This window comes from Paracoccus alkanivorans, assembly GCF_003697785.1.
GTDB lineage: Bacteria > Pseudomonadota > Alphaproteobacteria > Rhodobacterales > Rhodobacteraceae > Paracoccus > Paracoccus alkanivorans.
Genome location: NZ_QOKZ01000010.1, coordinates 120,741 through 137,546, shown reverse-complemented (window position 1 = coordinate 137,546; position 16,806 = coordinate 120,741). Strand labels below are relative to the sequence as shown.

Here is a 16,806-nt window from a genome sequence, read left to right as displayed (position 1 = left end):
CGCATATGTCGGATACAGCCACCAATACTCCCGGTATTGCCGGCGAGGCCGAAAGAGCGGCTGCGCAAAACGGGGGACTGCTCAGGGTTCTGGGACCGGCGCATATCTGGGCGCTCGGCGTCGGAATCGTGCTTGTCGGCGAATACATGGGATGGAACTTCGCGGTCGGCAAGGGCGGAGCTTATGCGGCCCTGATCGCTTGCTGGTTCGCGGGCATCCTGTATAGCTGCGTCGCGATGATCGATAGTGAGGTCACCTCGACCGTCGCCGCCGCGGGCGGGCAATACACGCAGGCGAAACATATCGTCGGGCCGCTGATGGCCTTCAATGTCGGCCTTTACCTGGTTTTCGCCTATACCATGCTGGAGGCCGCCAACGCGATCACCGTCGGCTTTCTGGTCGAAACGGTGGCGGGCATGACCGGCCATGAAGGGCTTGATCCGCAGCCATTCATCGTTCTGGCGATCATGTTCCTGGCGTGGCTGAATTATCGCGGCGTGCTTGCCACGCTGACATTCAGCCTGGTGATCACCGCCTTCGCCTTCTCGTCGATCCTGATCCTGTTCCTGGCCACATCGCCCGTCTTTGGCGACAGCCCACTGAGGCATGCCGAACTGATGACCGACCTGCCCTATGGCTGGCTGGGTGTCCTGGCGGCAATGCATTTCGGGCTGTGGTATTATCTCGGAATCGAGGGCACATGCCAGGCCGCCGAAGAGGTCCGTTCCCCCGCACGGTCACTGCCCTTCGGGACACTTGCGGGAATCATGACGCTACTGATCGCGGCGACACTGACATGGTATGTCAGTGTCGGGCTGATGCCATGGGAGTATCTTGGCCAGTCCGGAGTGCCGTTGTTCGACGCGGCAAGGATGTCGGGTTCGACCGCCCTGACGGTGCTGCTGGGTATCGGGACGTTGTTCGCCACGCTGGCCTCGGCCAATGGCTGCATCAACGATGCCTCGCGCGCATGGTTCGCGATGGGCCGCGACCACTACCTGCCCTCGTGGTTCGGAGCGGTGCACCCGGTCTACCGGACACCCTATCGCGCGATCATCTTCCTTGTGCCCATCGCACTGATTTTCGCGCTTGGCGCACCGCTGGACCAGGTGATCACCTTCTCGATCCTGTCGGGGCTGCTGGAATATACCTTCATGCCGCTGAACGTGATCCTGTTCCGCCGCAAATGGCCGCTGGAGACCATCAAGCGTGGATATGAGCATCCGTTCCACCCGCTTCCGGCAATCACCCTGCTGTGCCTGTGCGGGATCACCTTCTTCGCGGTGTTCCTGGGCTACGGAACCCAACTGGTCGCGATGATCGCCTTCTATATCGTCGTGTCCCTGTGGTTCCATTTCTGGCGTTACCGCTTCGTAAGACGAGCGGCGCAATTCACCATGCCCTGGCCAAAGCCGCAGGGTTACTGAAACCCGTCCGGCCGCCTGTCTTTCGACCGGCGGCCGGTTCCGATCAAGGGTCACGGCCATGCAAGACTACGGATTAACAATTTTGCTGATCGCTGCGGGTGCGGGCGTCGCCATGCTGGCTTATCGGCTCATCCGCGCGGCAGATACGCGACGCCCGTCGCGACTTGCCTATTTCGATCGTTGCCGGTCCTTGCTGACCGGAGTCCGGCTAGGCAAAAGCACAACAGGCTTTCCGCGCCTCTCCGGTCTCTACAAGGGCCACATATGCGATCTGCAGGCGGTCCCCGACACGCTGACCTTCCGCAAGCTGCCAGCATTATGGGCGCTGGTATCGCTGCCCTGCCCCTTGCCGCTGCGGGCAAGTTTCAACCTGATGATCCGGCCGACCGGGATCGAACCCTTCTCGGGGTTTCATCGCCTGCCTGAACAGGTCGCCATTCCCGACGGCTTCCCCGAGGATTGCGCCATCCGGACGGACGAGCTTCGGCATCTGCTTCCCGAGCATCTCCTCCATGCGCATCTGCCATTATTCGATGATCCCCGGATCAAGGAATTGCTGATCTCGCCAAAGGGCCTGCGGATCGTCTTCCTTGCCGAAGAGGCTGACCGGACACGCTACCTGCTTTTCCGTGATGCCGAAATGGGCCGGATACCGCTTTCACCGGAACGGATCGAGCCATTGCTGGATCGTCTGCTGATGATCAAATCCGAAATCGAGCGCCATTACCCGGACAACGCACGGGATGCCGCATGAAACCCGTTTCCGCCCGCCCCCTGAATCCCTACCTGGTCCTTGCGGCGGCCATCATCCTGCCCGGCGTCGGGCAGGTGCTGAACAGGCAGCCTTTCCGCGGATTGCTGTTTCTGTTCTTCATGTTCCTGTTGGGAGGTTATACGCTCAAGACCGCCGCGCCGGATGTTTCGCTTTTGGGAAAATTCGCCGGGGGAATCTTTGTCTATGCGATGGCGATATTCGATGCCTATCGCCATGCCCGTATCCGCCACGTGGTCTGGCAGCACAGAAACGGTTGAGCCTCCGGAGTTCATGACATGACGGACGATCCACTCCATACACCGCTTTGCGATCTGCTCGGCTGCGACGTTCCGATCCTGCTAGCGGGGATGGGTGGGGTCGCGCGATGGGAGCTCGCCGCAGCGGTTGCCGAAGCCGGGGGCTATCCTACGCTCGGCATGGTCCGCGAAGACCCGGCGCTGATCGCTTCGGAGGTCACGGCTCTTCGCGCAGCCACCGACCGCCCCTTTGCGGTCAATCTGATCCCGGCCGCGACCGATCCCGATTTGCTGGACACACAGATCGAGTGCTGCCTCGATCTGGGGACAGGCGCCTTTGCCTTTTTCTGGGATGTCATGCCCGATGTCATCGCTCGTGTGAAACAGGCCGGATGCCTCGTGCTGCATCAGGTCGGCACGATCGAGGCCGCGTCACAGGCAGAGAATGCCGGTGTAGATGTGCTTATCGCACAGGGTATCGAAGCCGGGGGCCATGTCCATGGCCGGAGTGCCGGATTTGAACTGGCCCAATCCATCCGCCGCACCAGCAAACTACCCGTCGCGGTCGCAGGCGGCATATCGACAGGCACGGACCTTGCGGCCGCGCTCCGTGCCGGGCTGGACGGGGTGCAATGCGGCACCGCCTTTCTGGCCACCGATGAATCCTTTGCCCATGACTATCACAAAACCCGGGTGACGGCGGCAGACGGCACCGATACGGTTCTGACCGATGCTTTCGTGCTGAACTGGCCCAAGGGGGCCGCCGTGCGGGTGATCGGCAACAGCGTAACCAAGGCGCTGCAAGGCCGTTACTTCGGCCATGACCCCGCCACCCTGCCCCGCGAAACCATCGCATGGGACGACACCCAGCCCCGCTTGCGCTTCAGCACAGACTCACCCTTGCGCACGACGACCGGTGATCTCGAAGCCATGGCACTCTTTGCCGGCCAGGGAACGGGCGCGATAAACGATATCATGCCCGCCGGATCACGCCTTCGCGACATGGCCGAGACGGCGCGGCAAATCCTGGCACAAGAAGGTCAGAGCCCCGGATAGACGGGAAAGCGCTCGCAAAGGGCCGCCACCCTGGCCTTGACCTTGGCCTCAACCTCGCCATTGCCCTCTTCGCCATTGGCCATCAGACCGTCCACCACCTCGATGATCCAGTCGGCGATCTGGCGGAACTCGGTCTCTCCGAAGCCCCGGGTCGTGCCGGCCGGGCTACCAAGGCGGATACCACTTGTTACGGTGGGCTTTTCCGGATCGAAGGGCACGCCGTTCTTGTTGCAGGTGATATGGGCCCGCCCCAACGCCGCCTCGGTCGCCTTGCCGGTCACGCGCTTGGGACGCAGATCCACAAGCACTACATGCGTGTCGGTGCCATGCGTCACCGTGTCCAGCCCACCCTTGATCAACTGATCGCTCAGGGCCTGGGCATTGGTGATGACCTGGCGGATATAGGTCTTGAAGCCGGGCTGCAGCGCCTCGCCGAATGCCACCGCCTTGGCGGCGATCACATGCATCAGCGGTCCACCCTGAAGGCCGGGGAAGATCGCCGAGTTCACCTTTTTCGCGATCCCTTCGTCATTGGTCAGGATCATGCCGCCACGCGGGCCGCGCAAGGTCTTGTGCGTGGTGGTGGTGGCGACATGGGCATGTGGGAAGGGGCTGGGATGCTCGCCTGCTGCCACAAGACCGGCGAAATGCGCCATGTCCACATGTAGATAAGCTCCGACCATGTCGGCGATCTGCCGCATGCGGGCGAAATCGATCTGCCGCGGGATGGCGCTGCCACCCGCGATGATCAGCTTTGGCCCATGCTCTTTCGCCAGCGCCTCGACCTGATCGTAATCGATCATGTTGTCCTGCTTGCGCACACCATATTGCACCGCGTTGAACCATTTCCCCGACTGGTTCGGAGCGGCTCCGTGGGTCAGGTGCCCCCCCGCATCAAGGCTCATCCCCATGATCGTGTCACCGGGTTTGCAGAGTGCCAGAAAGACCCCCTGATTGGCCTGACTGCCCGAATTCGGCTGAACATTGGCAAAATCGCAGCCGAACAATTCCTTTGCACGGTCGATGGCGAGGTTCTCGGCAATGTCCACGAACTGGCAGCCACCATAATAGCGCCGGCCCGGGTAGCCTTCGGCATATTTGTTGGTCAGCACAGTGCCTTGCGCCTGCATCACCGCGCGGCTGACGATATTCTCGGATGCGATCAGTTCGATCTCGTCGCGCTGGCGGCCCAGCTCTTTCTCGACCGCATCGAAAATCTGCGGATCTCTTGTGGCGAGATCATCGGTGAAAAAGCCGGAAATCATTTGCTGGTCGTTCATGTCATTCCTCCTGTTATATTTATCCGGTCCAGCCAAGCGCCGCCGAAATGCTGTTCATCGACTGCATCAGCGGCACTGACATGCCGCTTTCCGAACCGCCGCGAATACCGCGCAACAACTTGATCTGAAGATCGTGAACCCGGTCCAGGTCATCCCGGACCCGACCGAAACGGGCGGACATGTTGCGAAAGCGCGCACCGATTTCCGCACCGTCGTTCAGGAATGAGATCTCAGCGCAGCTTTGCTCGTATTCCCGCTGGATCCGTCCGAAGATCTCGCTACGGGTCACCTGGTTCGAAACCAGCGCCGCATATTTCTCGGCAATTCGCATATCCGCCTGGAACAAAGATTTCTCGACCTCGTCGACGATCAGGCGAAACAGCCGGGATTTGCGGAACATCCGGCGCAACAACTCATCGCCCTCGTCCTTTCGAAATCGGCGGAACGAGTTCACGGCCGAGCCGAAACCATACCAGCCGGTAATCAGATGGCGGTTCTGCGACCAGGCAAAAACCCATGGGATCGCCCGCAAATCATCCAGGCTTTGCGCCCCGAATCGCCGGGCCGGGCGCGATCCCATCTTGAGCATTGCCAGCTCTTCGACCGGGCTGGCCTGCTGGAAATAATCGATGAAACCGGGTGCGTGCAGCAAAGTGCTATAGGCAGTCTGCGACATGCCTGACAGCGCCTCAAGCGTATCGTTAAATTCGGGACGCGCGGGTTCCGGCTGCGAGTTCAGCGAATGCGCAAGCACAGACGAAGCCAGCAATTCCAGTTGGTGCTGCGCCGTGCCGCGATTGGCGAATTTCGAGGATACGACCTCGCCCTGCTCAGTCGTGCGAAGTTGGCCGTTTATCGTGCCTCGGGGTTGCGCGGCAATGGCACGCTCCGTCGGGGCACCGCCACGGCTGACTGAACCACCGCGGCCATGAAAGAAGACGGGGACAAGATCATGCACCGCCAAGATGCGGGTAATGCTGCGTTGCGCCTTTTCCAGCTCCCAGGTCGAGCAGAGGAAGCCGCCATCCTTGTTGCTGTCGGAATAGCCCAGCATAATCTCGATCCGGCTGCTTCCGGCGGCCAGGCTGCGCCGGGCCAGAGGCACGCGCAACAATTCGTCAAGTATCTGCGGGGCGGCCCGCAGGTCATCTATGGTCTCGAACAGGGGCACCACCTGCAGGTCCAGCCGCTCGGCGCCGAAACCGGCATAACGGGCCAGCAGGAACACCCCCAGCAGATCGTCGCAAGATCGGGTCATCGACAGGATAAACGGTCCCATTGCCTGCGGATCCGCGCTAAAGCGCGTCTTGTGCATCAGTTCGAGCAGGCCGAGCAATTCCCGGGCCTGATCGCTCAGCCGGTCGCGGTCGATCCACGACAACCCGGCCTGCACCAGCTCGGCACGCAGATGCCTGGACCATTCAGCCGAGCCATAGTTGGGAGCGGCTCCGCCCAATCCCCAGATTTCAGCCAGCACCTGCGTCGTGACCGATGAGTTCTGCCTGATATCCAGCGTGACAGTCCGAAACCCAAAGACGTCGGCCAGCCAGCGGATCGGTCGAACCAGACGGGCGGCCAGGCCATCGGCATCAATTGCTGCCAGAGCCGCCTCGACCAAACGAAGCTCTGCGATGAACTCGCCCACATGATGATAGACGGGACCATCATCCTCGGACATGGCCCTGATGCGCCGCTGCATGGCGCTCATGGCCTGACGGAACAGCTCGCCCGGATTGCGATACCGGTCCTGCTCTCCCGGTGGTGCATTGCCGATCACCTTGGCCAGTTGCGCCTCGGCATCATTCGGCAGGCGTGAGATCGAACTGCTGATGCTCAGATGCTGTGCCGCCACGCCAAGCGCAGCCAGGTATTTGTCGAGAATCGCCGCCCTGTTGCGCGCCAACGCCGCCCGGGTGGTCTCTATGGTGACATTGGGATTGCCATCGCGATCGCCGCCAATCCAGGAATGGAATTGCAGACAGGGCCTGAAATTTCCGGCATGACCAAAGCGATCCTCTACCGCATCGTTGAACTGACGGTTCAGGTTTGGCACCGCATCGAACAGACCATCCCGAAAGAACTGCAGCCCCCAGTCGATCTCGTCGATCGGCGAAGGCCGCTTCAAGCGAAGCTCGCCGGTCAGCCACAGCAGGTCGATCTCGTTTTCGATAGCGGACAGAAGCTCTGCCCGTTCCCGAGGAGTCCAACGCTGCGTCTCGAGTGCCACCAATCTCCGGTAGATGCGCCGATGGATCTCCAGAACCGTCACCCGCTTGGCCTCGGTCGGATGCGCGGTCAGCGTGGGGCCGACGGAAAGCCCGTCGGCAACCTTCTTGAAAGCCTCCGGCGACATGCCAGAGCAGCCCTGTAGAACCTTGGCAAAGCTGCCCTCGACCGCTGCCGGACCCTCGCGCGTTTCGATCATGCGCCGCGCGCGCATGGCTGCATTCTCTTCGACGATCTTCAGAAGCTGGAACCAGATGTTCAGCCCCTGAAGATATGCCGTGAGATCCGCGTCCTCGGGCAAATCCCCGCAATCGCCGGATAACAGGGGCAGGATGGCCGGCGCGCGCCGGCCAATGACATTCCGCCAAAGCCGGCGCAACTCCTTGCGCAGCCCTCCCGCGTAGGATTGATCCGCCTCGTCCGGTCGTCCCGTATCGATATAAGAGGCGTCCCCTTGCATCAGTTTACCCTGTCACGCGGTTCGCGGCCTTCGAAGAAGTCGCGCAGATTGTCGAGCACCCGAAAACCCATAGCCTCGCGCGCCTCGCGGGTGGCACTGCCCAGATGCGGCAACATCACCAGGTTGTCGCAGTTCTGCAGCGCCGGGCTGATGTTCGGCTCTCCGTCGAACACGTCCAGCGCAGCGCCGCCGATGGTCTCGAACCATAGCGCTTGCGACAGGGCCATCTCGTCGATGACTTCCCCGCGGGCGGTGTTGATCAGGAATGCGTCGGATCGCATCAGGTTCAGGCGGTCGGCATTGATCAGGTGCCGGTTCTCCGCCCCGCCCGGACAATGCAGCGAGACGAAATCGCAAAGCGGCATCAGCTCGTCAATGCTGTCCACCTGCGTGGCATCGCATTGCGCAAGGATTTCGGGGGCAATCTTGCTGCGGTTATAGGCGATGATTTTCATGCCAAAGCCGTGATGTGCCCGCTTTGCCATCTGTTGCCCGATCCGACCATAGCCGATGATACCCAGGGTCTTGCCCGACACCTTGGTGCCGACCAGATGCGTTGGCCGCCAGCCCGTCCAGTTGCCCGCGCGCAGTTCACGCTCGCCCTCCCCGGCGCGGCGGGCCGCCATCAGCAAAAGGGTCATCGCCAGATCCGCGGTGCATTCGCTCAATACATCCGGCGTGTTGGTCACGACCATACCATGCCGCCCGACCTCAGCCAGATCGATATGGCTGTATCCAACCCCGTAATTGGCGAGGATCCGGGTTTGCGGCCTGGTCAGTTCCAGCGCCGGAGCACCGATCTTGTCCGTCACCGTGGGCAGGACGGCATCATAGTTCTGCAATGCCTCCCTGAAATCTTCCGGTGTCAGGGGCCTGTCCGCCATGTTGAGATCCGTGTCGAACAGGTCCGATAGCTGCGCTTCTACGGCCGCGGGCCAGCGCCGGGTGACTAGAACCTTGGGTTTTGCCATCCGCCCCTCCTATTGCATGACTCTGGCGATGGTCTCGCCGATCACGGCCGGGTTCTCGGCGACGGTGACGCCCGCGGCACTCAGGATCTCGACCTTCTCGCTGGCGCTTTCGCCAAAGGCCGAGATGATCGCACCCGCGTGGCCCATGGTCCGGCCCTTGGGCGCGGTCAGGCCCGCGACATAGGCGACCACCGGCTTGCTGACGTGATCGCGGATATATTCGGCTGCCTCGGCCTCTTGCGGGCCGCCGATTTCCCCGATCATGCAGATCAGATGCGTCTCGTCGTCATCCTCGAAATGTTGCAGGATATCCTTGAAGGAAGACCCGTTGATCGGATCGCCGCCGATGCCGACGCTGGTGGACACGCCGATGCCGCGTTCCTTCAACTGCGCCGCGGCCTCGTAGCCCAGAGTCCCCGACCGGCCGATGATGCCAACATTGCCCTGCAGATAGATATGGCCGGGCATGATTCCCAACAGCGCCTTTCCGGGGCTGATCGTTCCAGCGCAGTTCGGACCGGTCAGAACCATGCGCCGCTCCTTGGGATAGCGGTACATGTAGCGCTTGACGCGGATCATGTCCTGCGCGGGAATGCCGTCGGTGATGCAGACGCAGTAGCGGATACCGGCGTCGGCAGCTTCCATGATCCCGTCGGCGGCAGCAGGAGGCGGCACGAAGACCAGCGTGGCCTCGGCCCCGGTCTCGGCGACAGCCTCCTTGACCGTGTTGAACACCGGCACGCCCTCGACGGTCTCGCCGCCCTTGCCCGGCACGACGCCGCCCACCAAGTTCGAGCCGTATTCAATCATCTCGCGCGCATGGAACCGGGCCATCTTGCCGGTGATGCCCTGAACGATGATCTTGGTATCGCGATCCAGAAAAATGCTCATTGGACAGCCCTCAGGTTGGGATTGTTCTTCATGTCGCTCTGCCAGGCGGCAACGGCCCGCTCGGCGGCTTCGTTGAGTGTGGTTGCGCGGATCAGGGGCAGCCCGCTTTGCGCGAGGATCTTCTGCCCCTCCTCGACATTGGTGCCTGCCAGACGGACGATCACGGGCACATCCACCGGGTTCTCGCGCAGCGCCTGCACGACACCCTCGGCGACCCAGTCACAGCGGTTGATCCCGGCGAAGATATTGACAAGGATCGCCTGCACATTCTTGTCCGACATGACCAGCCGGAACGCCTTGGCGACCCGCTCGGGCGTCGCACCGCCTCCGATATCCAGGAAATTCGCCGGCTCGCCGCCAGCCAGCTTGATCGTGTCCATCGTCGCCATCGCCAAGCCGGCGCCATTGACGATGCAGCCGATATTGCCGTCCAGCCCGACATAGGACAGGCCACGGTCGGCGGCGCGGGATTCGCGCGGGTCCTCTTGCGACTTGTCGCGCAGTTCCGAGATCTGCGGATGCCGGAACAGGGCATTGTCGTCAAAGGTCATCTTGGCGTCGAGGGCAAGAATACGGTCATCGCCGGTGATCACCAGCGGATTGACCTCGACCATGGTGGCGTCAAGTTCGCGGAACGCGCGATAGCAACCGCGCAGCGTGCGCACCATCTGCTGAACCATGCCCGCCTCGATCCCCAGGGCAAAGGCGATCTCGCGGCATTGGAACTCCTGCAAGCCGACGGCGGGTTCCACCGTGGCGCGGACGATACTGTCGGGACGTTCGGCCGAGATATCCTCGATCTCCATCCCGCCCTCGCCGCTGGCGACGATCATCACCCGCTGGCTGGCGCGGTCCAGGACGAAACCCAGATAGATTTCGCGCGCGATCGGCACCGCCGCCTCGACATAGACCCGGTAGATGCCCTTGCCCTCCGGACCGGTCTGATGTGTAATCAGCTTCTGCCCGAACATGCCTTCGGTTGCGGCCTGGATCTCGGCATCGCTGTCACAGACCTTGACGCCCCCGGCCTTGCCCCGGCCTCCCGCATGGACCTGCGCCTTGACCACCCAACGGTTTCCGCCCATCTCGCGGGCACGGTAAGCGGCCTGCTCGGGACTGTAGGCCAGTGCGCCCTGCGGGACAGCTACGCCGAAATTGCTGAGAATTTCCTTGGCCTGGTATTCATGAATATCCATCTTTGCTCCTCCCTGGGGCGCTGTTACTGGGCGGCCATCGCGGTTTCGAAATGGCGGTCCAGCCGGGCGATGATCCCGTCCATGTCGATATCTGCGCCCATTTCGTTCATCGCCGCTCCGAACCGCCTGACGATGTCGGTGATCGCAGCCTGAGTCAGCAGGTTCAGAATACCGATGCGGACCTGAACCGGCTCGGACAGCGTGGGCCAGATGCCGAAACCGGTGGCACGGCAGGACTGCACCAATTCCATCTCGCGACCGGCCAGCTTGTCTGGCAGGTTGAGAACCACCAGCGAGGTCATGTTCGACGTCACCTTGCAACCCATTGCCGTGACAGCATCGCGCAGCGCCGCCTCGTGGAAGGCGTAGTCCCTGGCTCTCTGTGCAACGCCATCCTGCAACAGGATGCGCAGCGCCTCGTGGAAGGCGGCAACCGCATAGGCGCTGTGAGTCCGGTGATAGGTCCCTTTCTCGACATCCTTGCCGTCGATGATGCCCCAATGCCGTGCCTCCATGATCGGGTGATGCACGAAGGTGCGGGTTCCGCTGGCGCGCAGTGTCTGGATATAGCGGTCGGTGAATGACACCGGAGCATATGTCAGCGGCAGGCAGCAGATGCCCTTTTGCGGGCATGAGGCCCAGCCATGAACGCCGGGGAAATCGTCGATCCGGAAATCCTCCACCCCGAGCGACGACACCGCGTCGATGAGTCCCATCACACCGTGCTTTTCACAGGCGTCAGAGAAACCGCGCAGATCGTTGATCCGGCCCGACCCGGTTTCCCAATGCGCCATCGCCGCCCATTTCGGCTTGTGCTTTGCCAGGGCGGCCTCGACGATCTCGCCGGTGACGGATTCGCCATGCGGCACGTCGACGATCGTCACCGATGCCGGTTTCGGGTCCAGCGAATTGGCGGCCAGTTCCTCGGCGGTGGCGGCCTTCATGCGAACGGTCAGGCCATCAATTCCCGAAAATGTGCCATTGGTGAACACCACCACCTTGTCACCGGGCATCACCGCGCTGAACATGACATCAAGGCCGCTCCATCCTGTTCCAGCCACGCCGAAGGTATGAATATTGCTGGTTCCCATGATCTCGCGTAACATGAGCTTGGCTTCGATCATGCCGCGCAGGACATCCGCCTGCATATGATCCGCGACACCGGCGCTGGCAAAGCGCTGCAGAACCCGTGGATCGGTGTTGCCCGGACCCGGGCCCGCTGCGATCGTCTCGGGAATCTCCAGCTGCGGGAAGATCGTGATGTCGGCCATCGGCTTATTCCTCCAGATAAAATTTATTTAAATCAGGGGATGCCATATCGACAATTTCCGCAACGTAACTTAATGCTGCTTTCAGGTATCTATATGGATGGGGTTTTACCTACCCATATTGGCAAGAATACGAATGTACACCGCGAACAACCCTGTTCAAATGGGTGGTTTTTGGCGAAAAACCGAGGAAATGCAAGTGACTGCCGGCTCTAATACCAAGGTTTCAGTGATGCTGGCGGACAGCAATCCGCTGGTTCTGTCGGCCATGTCCGAGGTTTTCGAGCGGGACCCCCGATTCTCTCTCGTGGCCACCTCCGCAACCGCCGAAGGCTTCCTGGGGACGGTGATGCGCGTTCCCTGCCAGATCGGAATCATCGACTGGAGCCTGCCGGTCCTTGGCGGAGCAAGACTGCTCGAAGTCCTGCGCGAACAGGAAAGTGCGCCCCGTATCGTGGTCTATGCCGATCAGGGGAGCGATGCCCATCGCGCAGCGATGAGCGCGGGCGCCGCCGGTTTCGTGGCGCGCAACGGGCCGGTCGAAACGTTGCTGGATACTTGTGTTGCCGTCGCTGCGGGGAAAATGGTTTTCCCCTATCTCGACGTCCGCGAGTTGCAGCAGGATCCCATCCATTCGCTGTCCCGCCGCGAGGCCGCCATGCTGGAAGCACTGTCCAAGGGGTTGACCAATCGGGAACTTTCCCGCGAACTGGGTATCTCTACCAATACCGTGAAGTTCCACCTGTCGAACCTTTACGACAAGCTTTCGGTCAAGAATCGGGCCCAGGCCATCGCCTTCTACTACTCAAGTAGAATACCCGGCGGACGCAAATTCGAGGACAACAAGTGACCGTGAGACATCATCAGGTGCGAAATTTTCGGGAAATATTATTTCTTGACAGGAAATATTATTTCTCCTTTGTATAGGCCGCACCTACCCAAACTTCACCGCAGGAGCATTCCGCCATGAGTTTCTTTCCCATCGAACAAGCCCCCGCGCGTCTTAATCGGAGCGAACTCGCCGTTCCCGGAAGTCAGCCGCAAATGTTTCAAAAAGCAGCAGATTCCGACGTCGATGTGATCTTCCTCGACCTGGAGGACGCGGTCGCGCCGGACGAGAAGGCACAGGCCCGCAAGAATATCATCAAGGCCCTGAACGAGATCGATTGGGGCAAGAAATCCATGTCGATTCGAATCAATGGACTGGACACACATTACATGTATCGCGATGTTGTCGACGTGGTTGAACAGGCCGGCGAGCGGCTGGACCTGATCATGATTCCCAAGGTCGGCACCGCCGCCGATGTCTATGCCGTGGACATGATGGTGACCCAGATAGAGGACGCCAAGGGATACAAGAAACGCATCGGTTTCGAGCACATCATCGAGACCGCTCTCGGCATGCAGAATGTCAGCGAGATCGCCGCTGCGTCCAAGCGCAACGAAAGCCTGCATTTCGGTGTGGCCGATTACGCTGCCAGCACCCGCGCCCGCACCACGGTGATCGGGGGCGTGAACGAGAACTATGCCGTGCTGACCGACCCGGACCAGGACGGCAACCGGCAGATCCACTGGGGCGACATGTGGCATTACGCAATCTCGCGCATGGTGGTTGCCGCCCGCGCCAATGGGCTGCGTCCGATTGACGGCCCCTTCGGCGACTTTTCGGACCCCGATGGCTACAAGGCTGCCGCCTATCGCGCCGCCGTCCTTGGCTGCGAAGGCAAATGGGCCATACATCCCAGCCAGATCGCGCTTGCCAACGAGGTGATGAGCCCCTCGGCAGAGGAAATCGCCCGTGCGGAAAAGATCCTCGCCGCCATGGCCGAGGCCGAAGCAGCAGGCAAGGGCGCCGTGTCGCTGGATGGCCGGCTGATTGACTACGCGTCAATCCGGCAGGCCGAAGTGCTTGTCGAGAAAGCCCGGCAGATTGCCGCGTAAATGATGGAGTTGGCTGATATGCGCGCCTTGGCAAGGCAACTTTACGACCATGCCGTCGCTGCGGCGGACCCCGCCCGAGCCGTGCATCAGCATTTTTCCAAACACCCGCCTGCCGGCCTTCCGGCTGGCGGGCACAGCTATGTCATCGCCATCGGCAAGGCCGCTCCGGCCATGCTGGGCGAAGCGTTGCGTCATATCCCCGGCCCGGTGACAGCCTTGGGCGTTACCCATCACGAGAACGCCCAGACCATTCCCGGTGCCCGTATCCTCACAGCAGGCCACCCCGAACCCGACGAAGCCGGGCTGCGGGCCGGTCGCGAGATCATCGCCCTGCTGCAAAAGGCAGGTCCACAGGATCAGGTCTATGCCCTGATCTCGGGCGGAGGTTCGGCGCTTGTGCCCGCCCCGAAACCGCCATTGACGCTGGCGGACAAGCAGGCGGTTAACCGGCTTTTGCTGGAAAACGGTCTCGGCATCACCGAGATGAACCTCGTGCGTCAGCAGTTGTCCGAGTTGAAAGGTGGCGGCTTTTCTCGTTACGCCTCACCCGCCCCGGTCACCGCGCTTATCCTGTCCGACGTGATCGGCAACGAATTGAGCGCCATCGCCAGCGGCCCGACCACCGAACCGCTCGGCAACCGAGCCGAGGCGCTTGCCCTGCTGAGGGGTCGCGGCTTGCTGGAAAGCCTGCCGATCACTGCCCGCAATCTTCTGGAGGCGCCGGAACCGCCGACCGCCCGAGTCGCCGCGGAAAATCACCTGATCGGCAGTAACGAAAAATCGCTGGAGGCGATGCGGGAGGCGTTAAGCGGCGACTGGAGCGCCCGGATCGTAACCGATCGTCTGACCGGCGACGTGGGAGACGCCGCCGAACAGATCCTTCATGCGGCAGAGATGGCGGAATACAGCGGCCCGACCGCGCTGATATTCGGCGGCGAAACCACCGTGCATCTGCGCGGAACCGGGCGCGGAGGCCGTAACCAGGAGCTTGCCCTTCGGGTTGCGATGCAGGGCGACAGGTTGCCTCAGGGCTGGATATTCCTCAGCGGCGGCACCGATGGCCGCGACGGTCCCACCGACGCGGCGGGCGGGGTGGTCGATGGCGGCACCATCGCCCGCATCCGTGCCAGCGGCAACGACGTCGAGGCGCTGCTTGCCAATAACGACAGCCATGCCGCCCTGAAGGCAGCCGGCGACCTGCTCATCACCGGCGCCACGGGCACCAATGTCGCGGATGTTCAGCTAATGCTGATACCCGGCCCGAGCCTCAGTCCTTGACCTTCCCACGCATCCGATTGGATCGATGTTGACGAATGCAGAGGATGGGCCAAACCTGTCCGAATGCCCTGCAGTTCCGCTTTTCAATGCAAACGCGGCCGCGCGGCCGGATCGCTCCGCCCGCGCTCACGCTTATCCGGCAGCCTCAAAGCTGGAACACCTGATTGGCGATGATCACCACCGCTATGCCCGCTGCAAGGGTCAGGTAGGGACGCATTCCTGCCTTGCGCACGCTCAGATCGCGCGAGCCGCCCACGGCGAGGTCCTCCAGCATGGCTTCGGGAAACTGGCCCTTGTCGGTCACATAATGGCGATAGGCGAACACCGGCAGGATAAGTGCGATCGCGATGGCGGCAGAGCGAAGGGTTCCCTCCCCCCAGACATTCGCACCCGCGCCCAACAGGACCGCATTGACAAATGCCAGGCATCCACCGACCCAAAGCAGGGCCGTCGGCGCCTTCCACGGGCGATGCGCGCCACCATTGTCGATGCGGTGCAGCCAGCCGGAATGCAGGTTCAGGAAGTTGAACACCAGGTAGCAGCAATTCGACACTGCAAGGACGAAGAGGTAATCGGACATCATCAGCAGGATCAGGTTGAAGCCCAGATCCGTCCACATTGCGCTGGTCGGCGCGCCGTGCTGGTTGGCGTGTGACAGGTATTTGGGCAACCAGCCATCGACCGAACCCTGATACAGCGTGCGCGAGGAGCCGGCCATCGAGGTCATGATAGCCAGAACCAATGCCAGAAACAGCATGACAACCATGATCTTGGCGATGATCGAACCGCCTCCGACCATACCGGCCATCGCACCCGCAACCGCCGAACCGTCGACAATGCCCGGCTGCAACATGCCCTCGACACCCAGAACCCCCTGAAAACTCAGCGGAACCAGCGTGTAGATCACCACACAGACGACGCCGGCGGCAATGATGCTGCGAACCGTATCGCGCTTGGGGTCCTTGAATTCGCTGGTATAGCAAATCGCGGTTTCGAAAGCATAGGCAGACCATGCCGCGATGAACAGCCCGCCCAGGAACAGGGTCGTCCCCTCCATGTCCCAGGAACCGGAGATCGGTGAGACCGGCGTCAGGTTTTCGCTCAGCACATCGCCGCTCAGAAGCGGAACGATCCCCACGATCAGCAGCGGAATCAGGACCGCCAGCCCGACCACTGTCTGGATCTTCGCGGCGCGCGAGATGCCGTGATGCTGCATGGCAAAAACCGCCAGCAGAATCGCGGTCCCGACAATCGAGGTCGTGTTGATGCGCAGCGTCAGTCCCTCGTTGAGAAAATCGAGGTTCAGCAGAGTGATCTCCCACGCGTTGACCGAGGAATCGGCTCCGAACAGCGCGGTCAGGACATAACCCGCCGCCAGTCCGCCGCCGATCGCCAGAACCGGTGTCCATGCCAGCCAGTTGCACCAGACCGAAAGCGGCGCGATGATCTTGGAATATCGAACCCATGCCGCCGCGCCATAGACCGATGCGCCGCCGGATTTGCTGGGAAACAGCCCGGCGATCTCGGCATAGACAAATGCCTGCAGAAAACCGAAGGAAACCGACAGCATCCAGATGATCCAGGACGGATTACCGATCGTGGCGGCGATCCCCCCGATCGAAAAGAGCACGAGCGCCGGCACGCCCGAAGCCATCCAGAAGGCGTCCTTCCAGCCGATTGCCCGGTGCAAGGTGCCGCCACCCGCCCCTGCCTCGATTGCCGTTTCGCTTGCTGAGGTCATTTCATTCTCCCTGTTGTCTGTTCCGGCGGATTATTCGGGTCGTGCCGATCTTGTTCTGGC

At 61.7% G+C, this 16,806-nt stretch carries 14 protein-coding genes; 7 read left to right on the top strand and 7 right to left on the bottom strand.

Annotation, left to right across the window (positions count from 1 at the left end):
• Positions 1–5: 5 nt before the first annotated feature.
• Genes C9E81_RS19695 through C9E81_RS19680 form a run of 4 tightly spaced genes read left to right on the top strand, consistent with a single transcriptional unit; the run spans position 6 to position 3,494 of the window.
• The gene (locus C9E81_RS19695; protein ID WP_122114071.1) at positions 6–1,427 is read left to right on the top strand and encodes an APC family permease; all 1,422 of its coding nucleotides are present in this window, start codon (positions 6–8) and stop codon (positions 1,425–1,427) included.
• Positions 1,428–1,485: 58 nt separating this feature from the next.
• Positions 1,486–2,181, top strand: a complete 696-nt coding sequence (locus tag C9E81_RS19690; protein ID WP_147457637.1) for a hypothetical protein — start codon at positions 1,486–1,488, stop codon at positions 2,179–2,181.
• Positions 2,178–2,459 (top strand): hypothetical protein, encoded by a 282-nt coding sequence (locus C9E81_RS19685; RefSeq protein WP_122114069.1) that lies wholly within the window; start codon positions 2,178–2,180, stop codon positions 2,457–2,459. The genes C9E81_RS19690 and C9E81_RS19685 overlap by 4 nt, the downstream gene beginning before the upstream one ends.
• An 18-nt stretch (positions 2,460–2,477) precedes the next feature.
• Positions 2,478–3,494 carry an NAD(P)H-dependent flavin oxidoreductase gene (locus C9E81_RS19680; protein ID WP_122114068.1) on the top strand — a complete coding sequence of 339 codons (1,017 nt, stop codon included), beginning with the start codon at positions 2,478–2,480 and terminating at the stop codon, positions 3,492–3,494.
• On the opposite strand, the gene glyA is transcribed toward C9E81_RS19680, so the two are convergent.
• Genes glyA through C9E81_RS19650 form a run of 6 tightly spaced genes read right to left on the bottom strand, consistent with a single transcriptional unit; the run spans position 3,479 to position 11,789 of the window.
• Entirely contained in the window at positions 3,479–4,774 is a 1,296-nt protein-coding gene (glyA, locus tag C9E81_RS19675; protein WP_122114067.1) for a serine hydroxymethyltransferase, read from the bottom strand. The two genes, C9E81_RS19680 and glyA, sit on opposite strands and share 16 nt — an antisense overlap.
• 19 nt (positions 4,775–4,793) lie before the next feature.
• Entirely contained in the window at positions 4,794–7,460 is a 2,667-nt protein-coding gene (locus tag C9E81_RS19670; RefSeq protein ID WP_122114066.1) for a phosphoenolpyruvate carboxylase, read from the bottom strand.
• Positions 7,460–8,431, bottom strand: a complete 972-nt coding sequence (locus C9E81_RS19665; RefSeq protein ID WP_122114065.1) for a 2-hydroxyacid dehydrogenase — start codon at positions 8,429–8,431, stop codon at positions 7,460–7,462. The genes C9E81_RS19670 and C9E81_RS19665 overlap by 1 nt, the downstream gene beginning before the upstream one ends.
• A gap of 9 nt (positions 8,432–8,440) precedes the next feature.
• Complete coding sequence (gene sucD / locus C9E81_RS19660) at positions 8,441–9,322, bottom strand: succinate--CoA ligase subunit alpha (protein WP_122114064.1); 882 nt, start codon at positions 9,320–9,322, stop codon at positions 8,441–8,443.
• The gene (locus C9E81_RS19655; RefSeq protein ID WP_122114063.1) at positions 9,319–10,518 is read right to left on the bottom strand and encodes a malate--CoA ligase subunit beta; all 1,200 of its coding nucleotides are present in this window, start codon (positions 10,516–10,518) and stop codon (positions 9,319–9,321) included. The genes sucD and C9E81_RS19655 overlap by 4 nt, the downstream gene beginning before the upstream one ends.
• Before the next feature lie 23 nt (positions 10,519–10,541).
• Positions 10,542–11,789, bottom strand: a complete 1,248-nt coding sequence (locus tag C9E81_RS19650; protein WP_122114062.1) for a pyridoxal-phosphate-dependent aminotransferase family protein — start codon at positions 11,787–11,789, stop codon at positions 10,542–10,544.
• A 229-nt stretch (positions 11,790–12,018) separates the two neighbouring features.
• Between C9E81_RS19650 and C9E81_RS19645 the strand changes: the two genes are divergently transcribed.
• From C9E81_RS19645 to C9E81_RS19635, 3 genes are all read left to right on the top strand, one after another.
• The gene (locus C9E81_RS19645) at positions 12,019–12,636 is read left to right on the top strand and encodes a response regulator transcription factor (protein ID WP_122114091.1); all 618 of its coding nucleotides are present in this window, start codon (positions 12,019–12,021) and stop codon (positions 12,634–12,636) included.
• A 116-nt stretch (positions 12,637–12,752) separates the two neighbouring features.
• Complete coding sequence (locus C9E81_RS19640) at positions 12,753–13,727, top strand: HpcH/HpaI aldolase/citrate lyase family protein (RefSeq protein WP_122114061.1); 975 nt, start codon at positions 12,753–12,755, stop codon at positions 13,725–13,727.
• On the top strand, positions 13,728–15,005 hold the full coding sequence (locus C9E81_RS19635) for a glycerate kinase type-2 family protein (RefSeq protein WP_208021226.1): 1,278 nt from the start codon (positions 13,728–13,730) through the stop codon (positions 15,003–15,005). It begins immediately after the preceding gene.
• 145 nt (positions 15,006–15,150) lie between these two features.
• On the opposite strand, the gene C9E81_RS19630 is transcribed toward C9E81_RS19635, so the two are convergent.
• Complete coding sequence (locus tag C9E81_RS19630; protein ID WP_122114060.1) at positions 15,151–16,746, bottom strand: trimethylamine N-oxide permease; 1,596 nt, start codon at positions 16,744–16,746, stop codon at positions 15,151–15,153.
• Between the last annotated feature and the right edge of the window lie 60 nt (positions 16,747–16,806).

Coding starts and splice junctions, on each gene's coding strand:
- C9E81_RS19695 (WP_122114071.1), top strand. CDS start 6: ATGTCGGATACAGCCACCAATACTCCCGGTATTGCCGGCGAGGCCGAA.
- C9E81_RS19690 (WP_147457637.1), top strand. CDS start 1,486: ATGCAAGACTACGGATTAACAATTTTGCTGATCGCTGCGGGTGCGGGC.
- C9E81_RS19685 (WP_122114069.1), top strand. CDS start 2,178: ATGAAACCCGTTTCCGCCCGCCCCCTGAATCCCTACCTGGTCCTTGCG.
- C9E81_RS19680 (WP_122114068.1), top strand. CDS start 2,478: ATGACGGACGATCCACTCCATACACCGCTTTGCGATCTGCTCGGCTGC.
- glyA (WP_122114067.1), bottom strand. CDS start 4,774: ATGAACGACCAGCAAATGATTTCCGGCTTTTTCACCGATGATCTCGCC.
- C9E81_RS19670 (WP_122114066.1), bottom strand. CDS start 7,460: ATGCAAGGGGACGCCTCTTATATCGATACGGGACGACCGGACGAGGCG.
- C9E81_RS19665 (WP_122114065.1), bottom strand. CDS start 8,431: ATGGCAAAACCCAAGGTTCTAGTCACCCGGCGCTGGCCCGCGGCCGTA.
- sucD (WP_122114064.1), bottom strand. CDS start 9,322: ATGAGCATTTTTCTGGATCGCGATACCAAGATCATCGTTCAGGGCATC.
- C9E81_RS19655 (WP_122114063.1), bottom strand. CDS start 10,518: ATGGATATTCATGAATACCAGGCCAAGGAAATTCTCAGCAATTTCGGC.
- C9E81_RS19650 (WP_122114062.1), bottom strand. CDS start 11,789: ATGGCCGACATCACGATCTTCCCGCAGCTGGAGATTCCCGAGACGATC.
- C9E81_RS19645 (WP_122114091.1), top strand. CDS start 12,019: ATGCTGGCGGACAGCAATCCGCTGGTTCTGTCGGCCATGTCCGAGGTT.
- C9E81_RS19640 (WP_122114061.1), top strand. CDS start 12,753: ATGAGTTTCTTTCCCATCGAACAAGCCCCCGCGCGTCTTAATCGGAGC.
- C9E81_RS19635 (WP_208021226.1), top strand. CDS start 13,728: ATGATGGAGTTGGCTGATATGCGCGCCTTGGCAAGGCAACTTTACGAC.
- C9E81_RS19630 (WP_122114060.1), bottom strand. CDS start 16,746: ATGACCTCAGCAAGCGAAACGGCAATCGAGGCAGGGGCGGGTGGCGGC.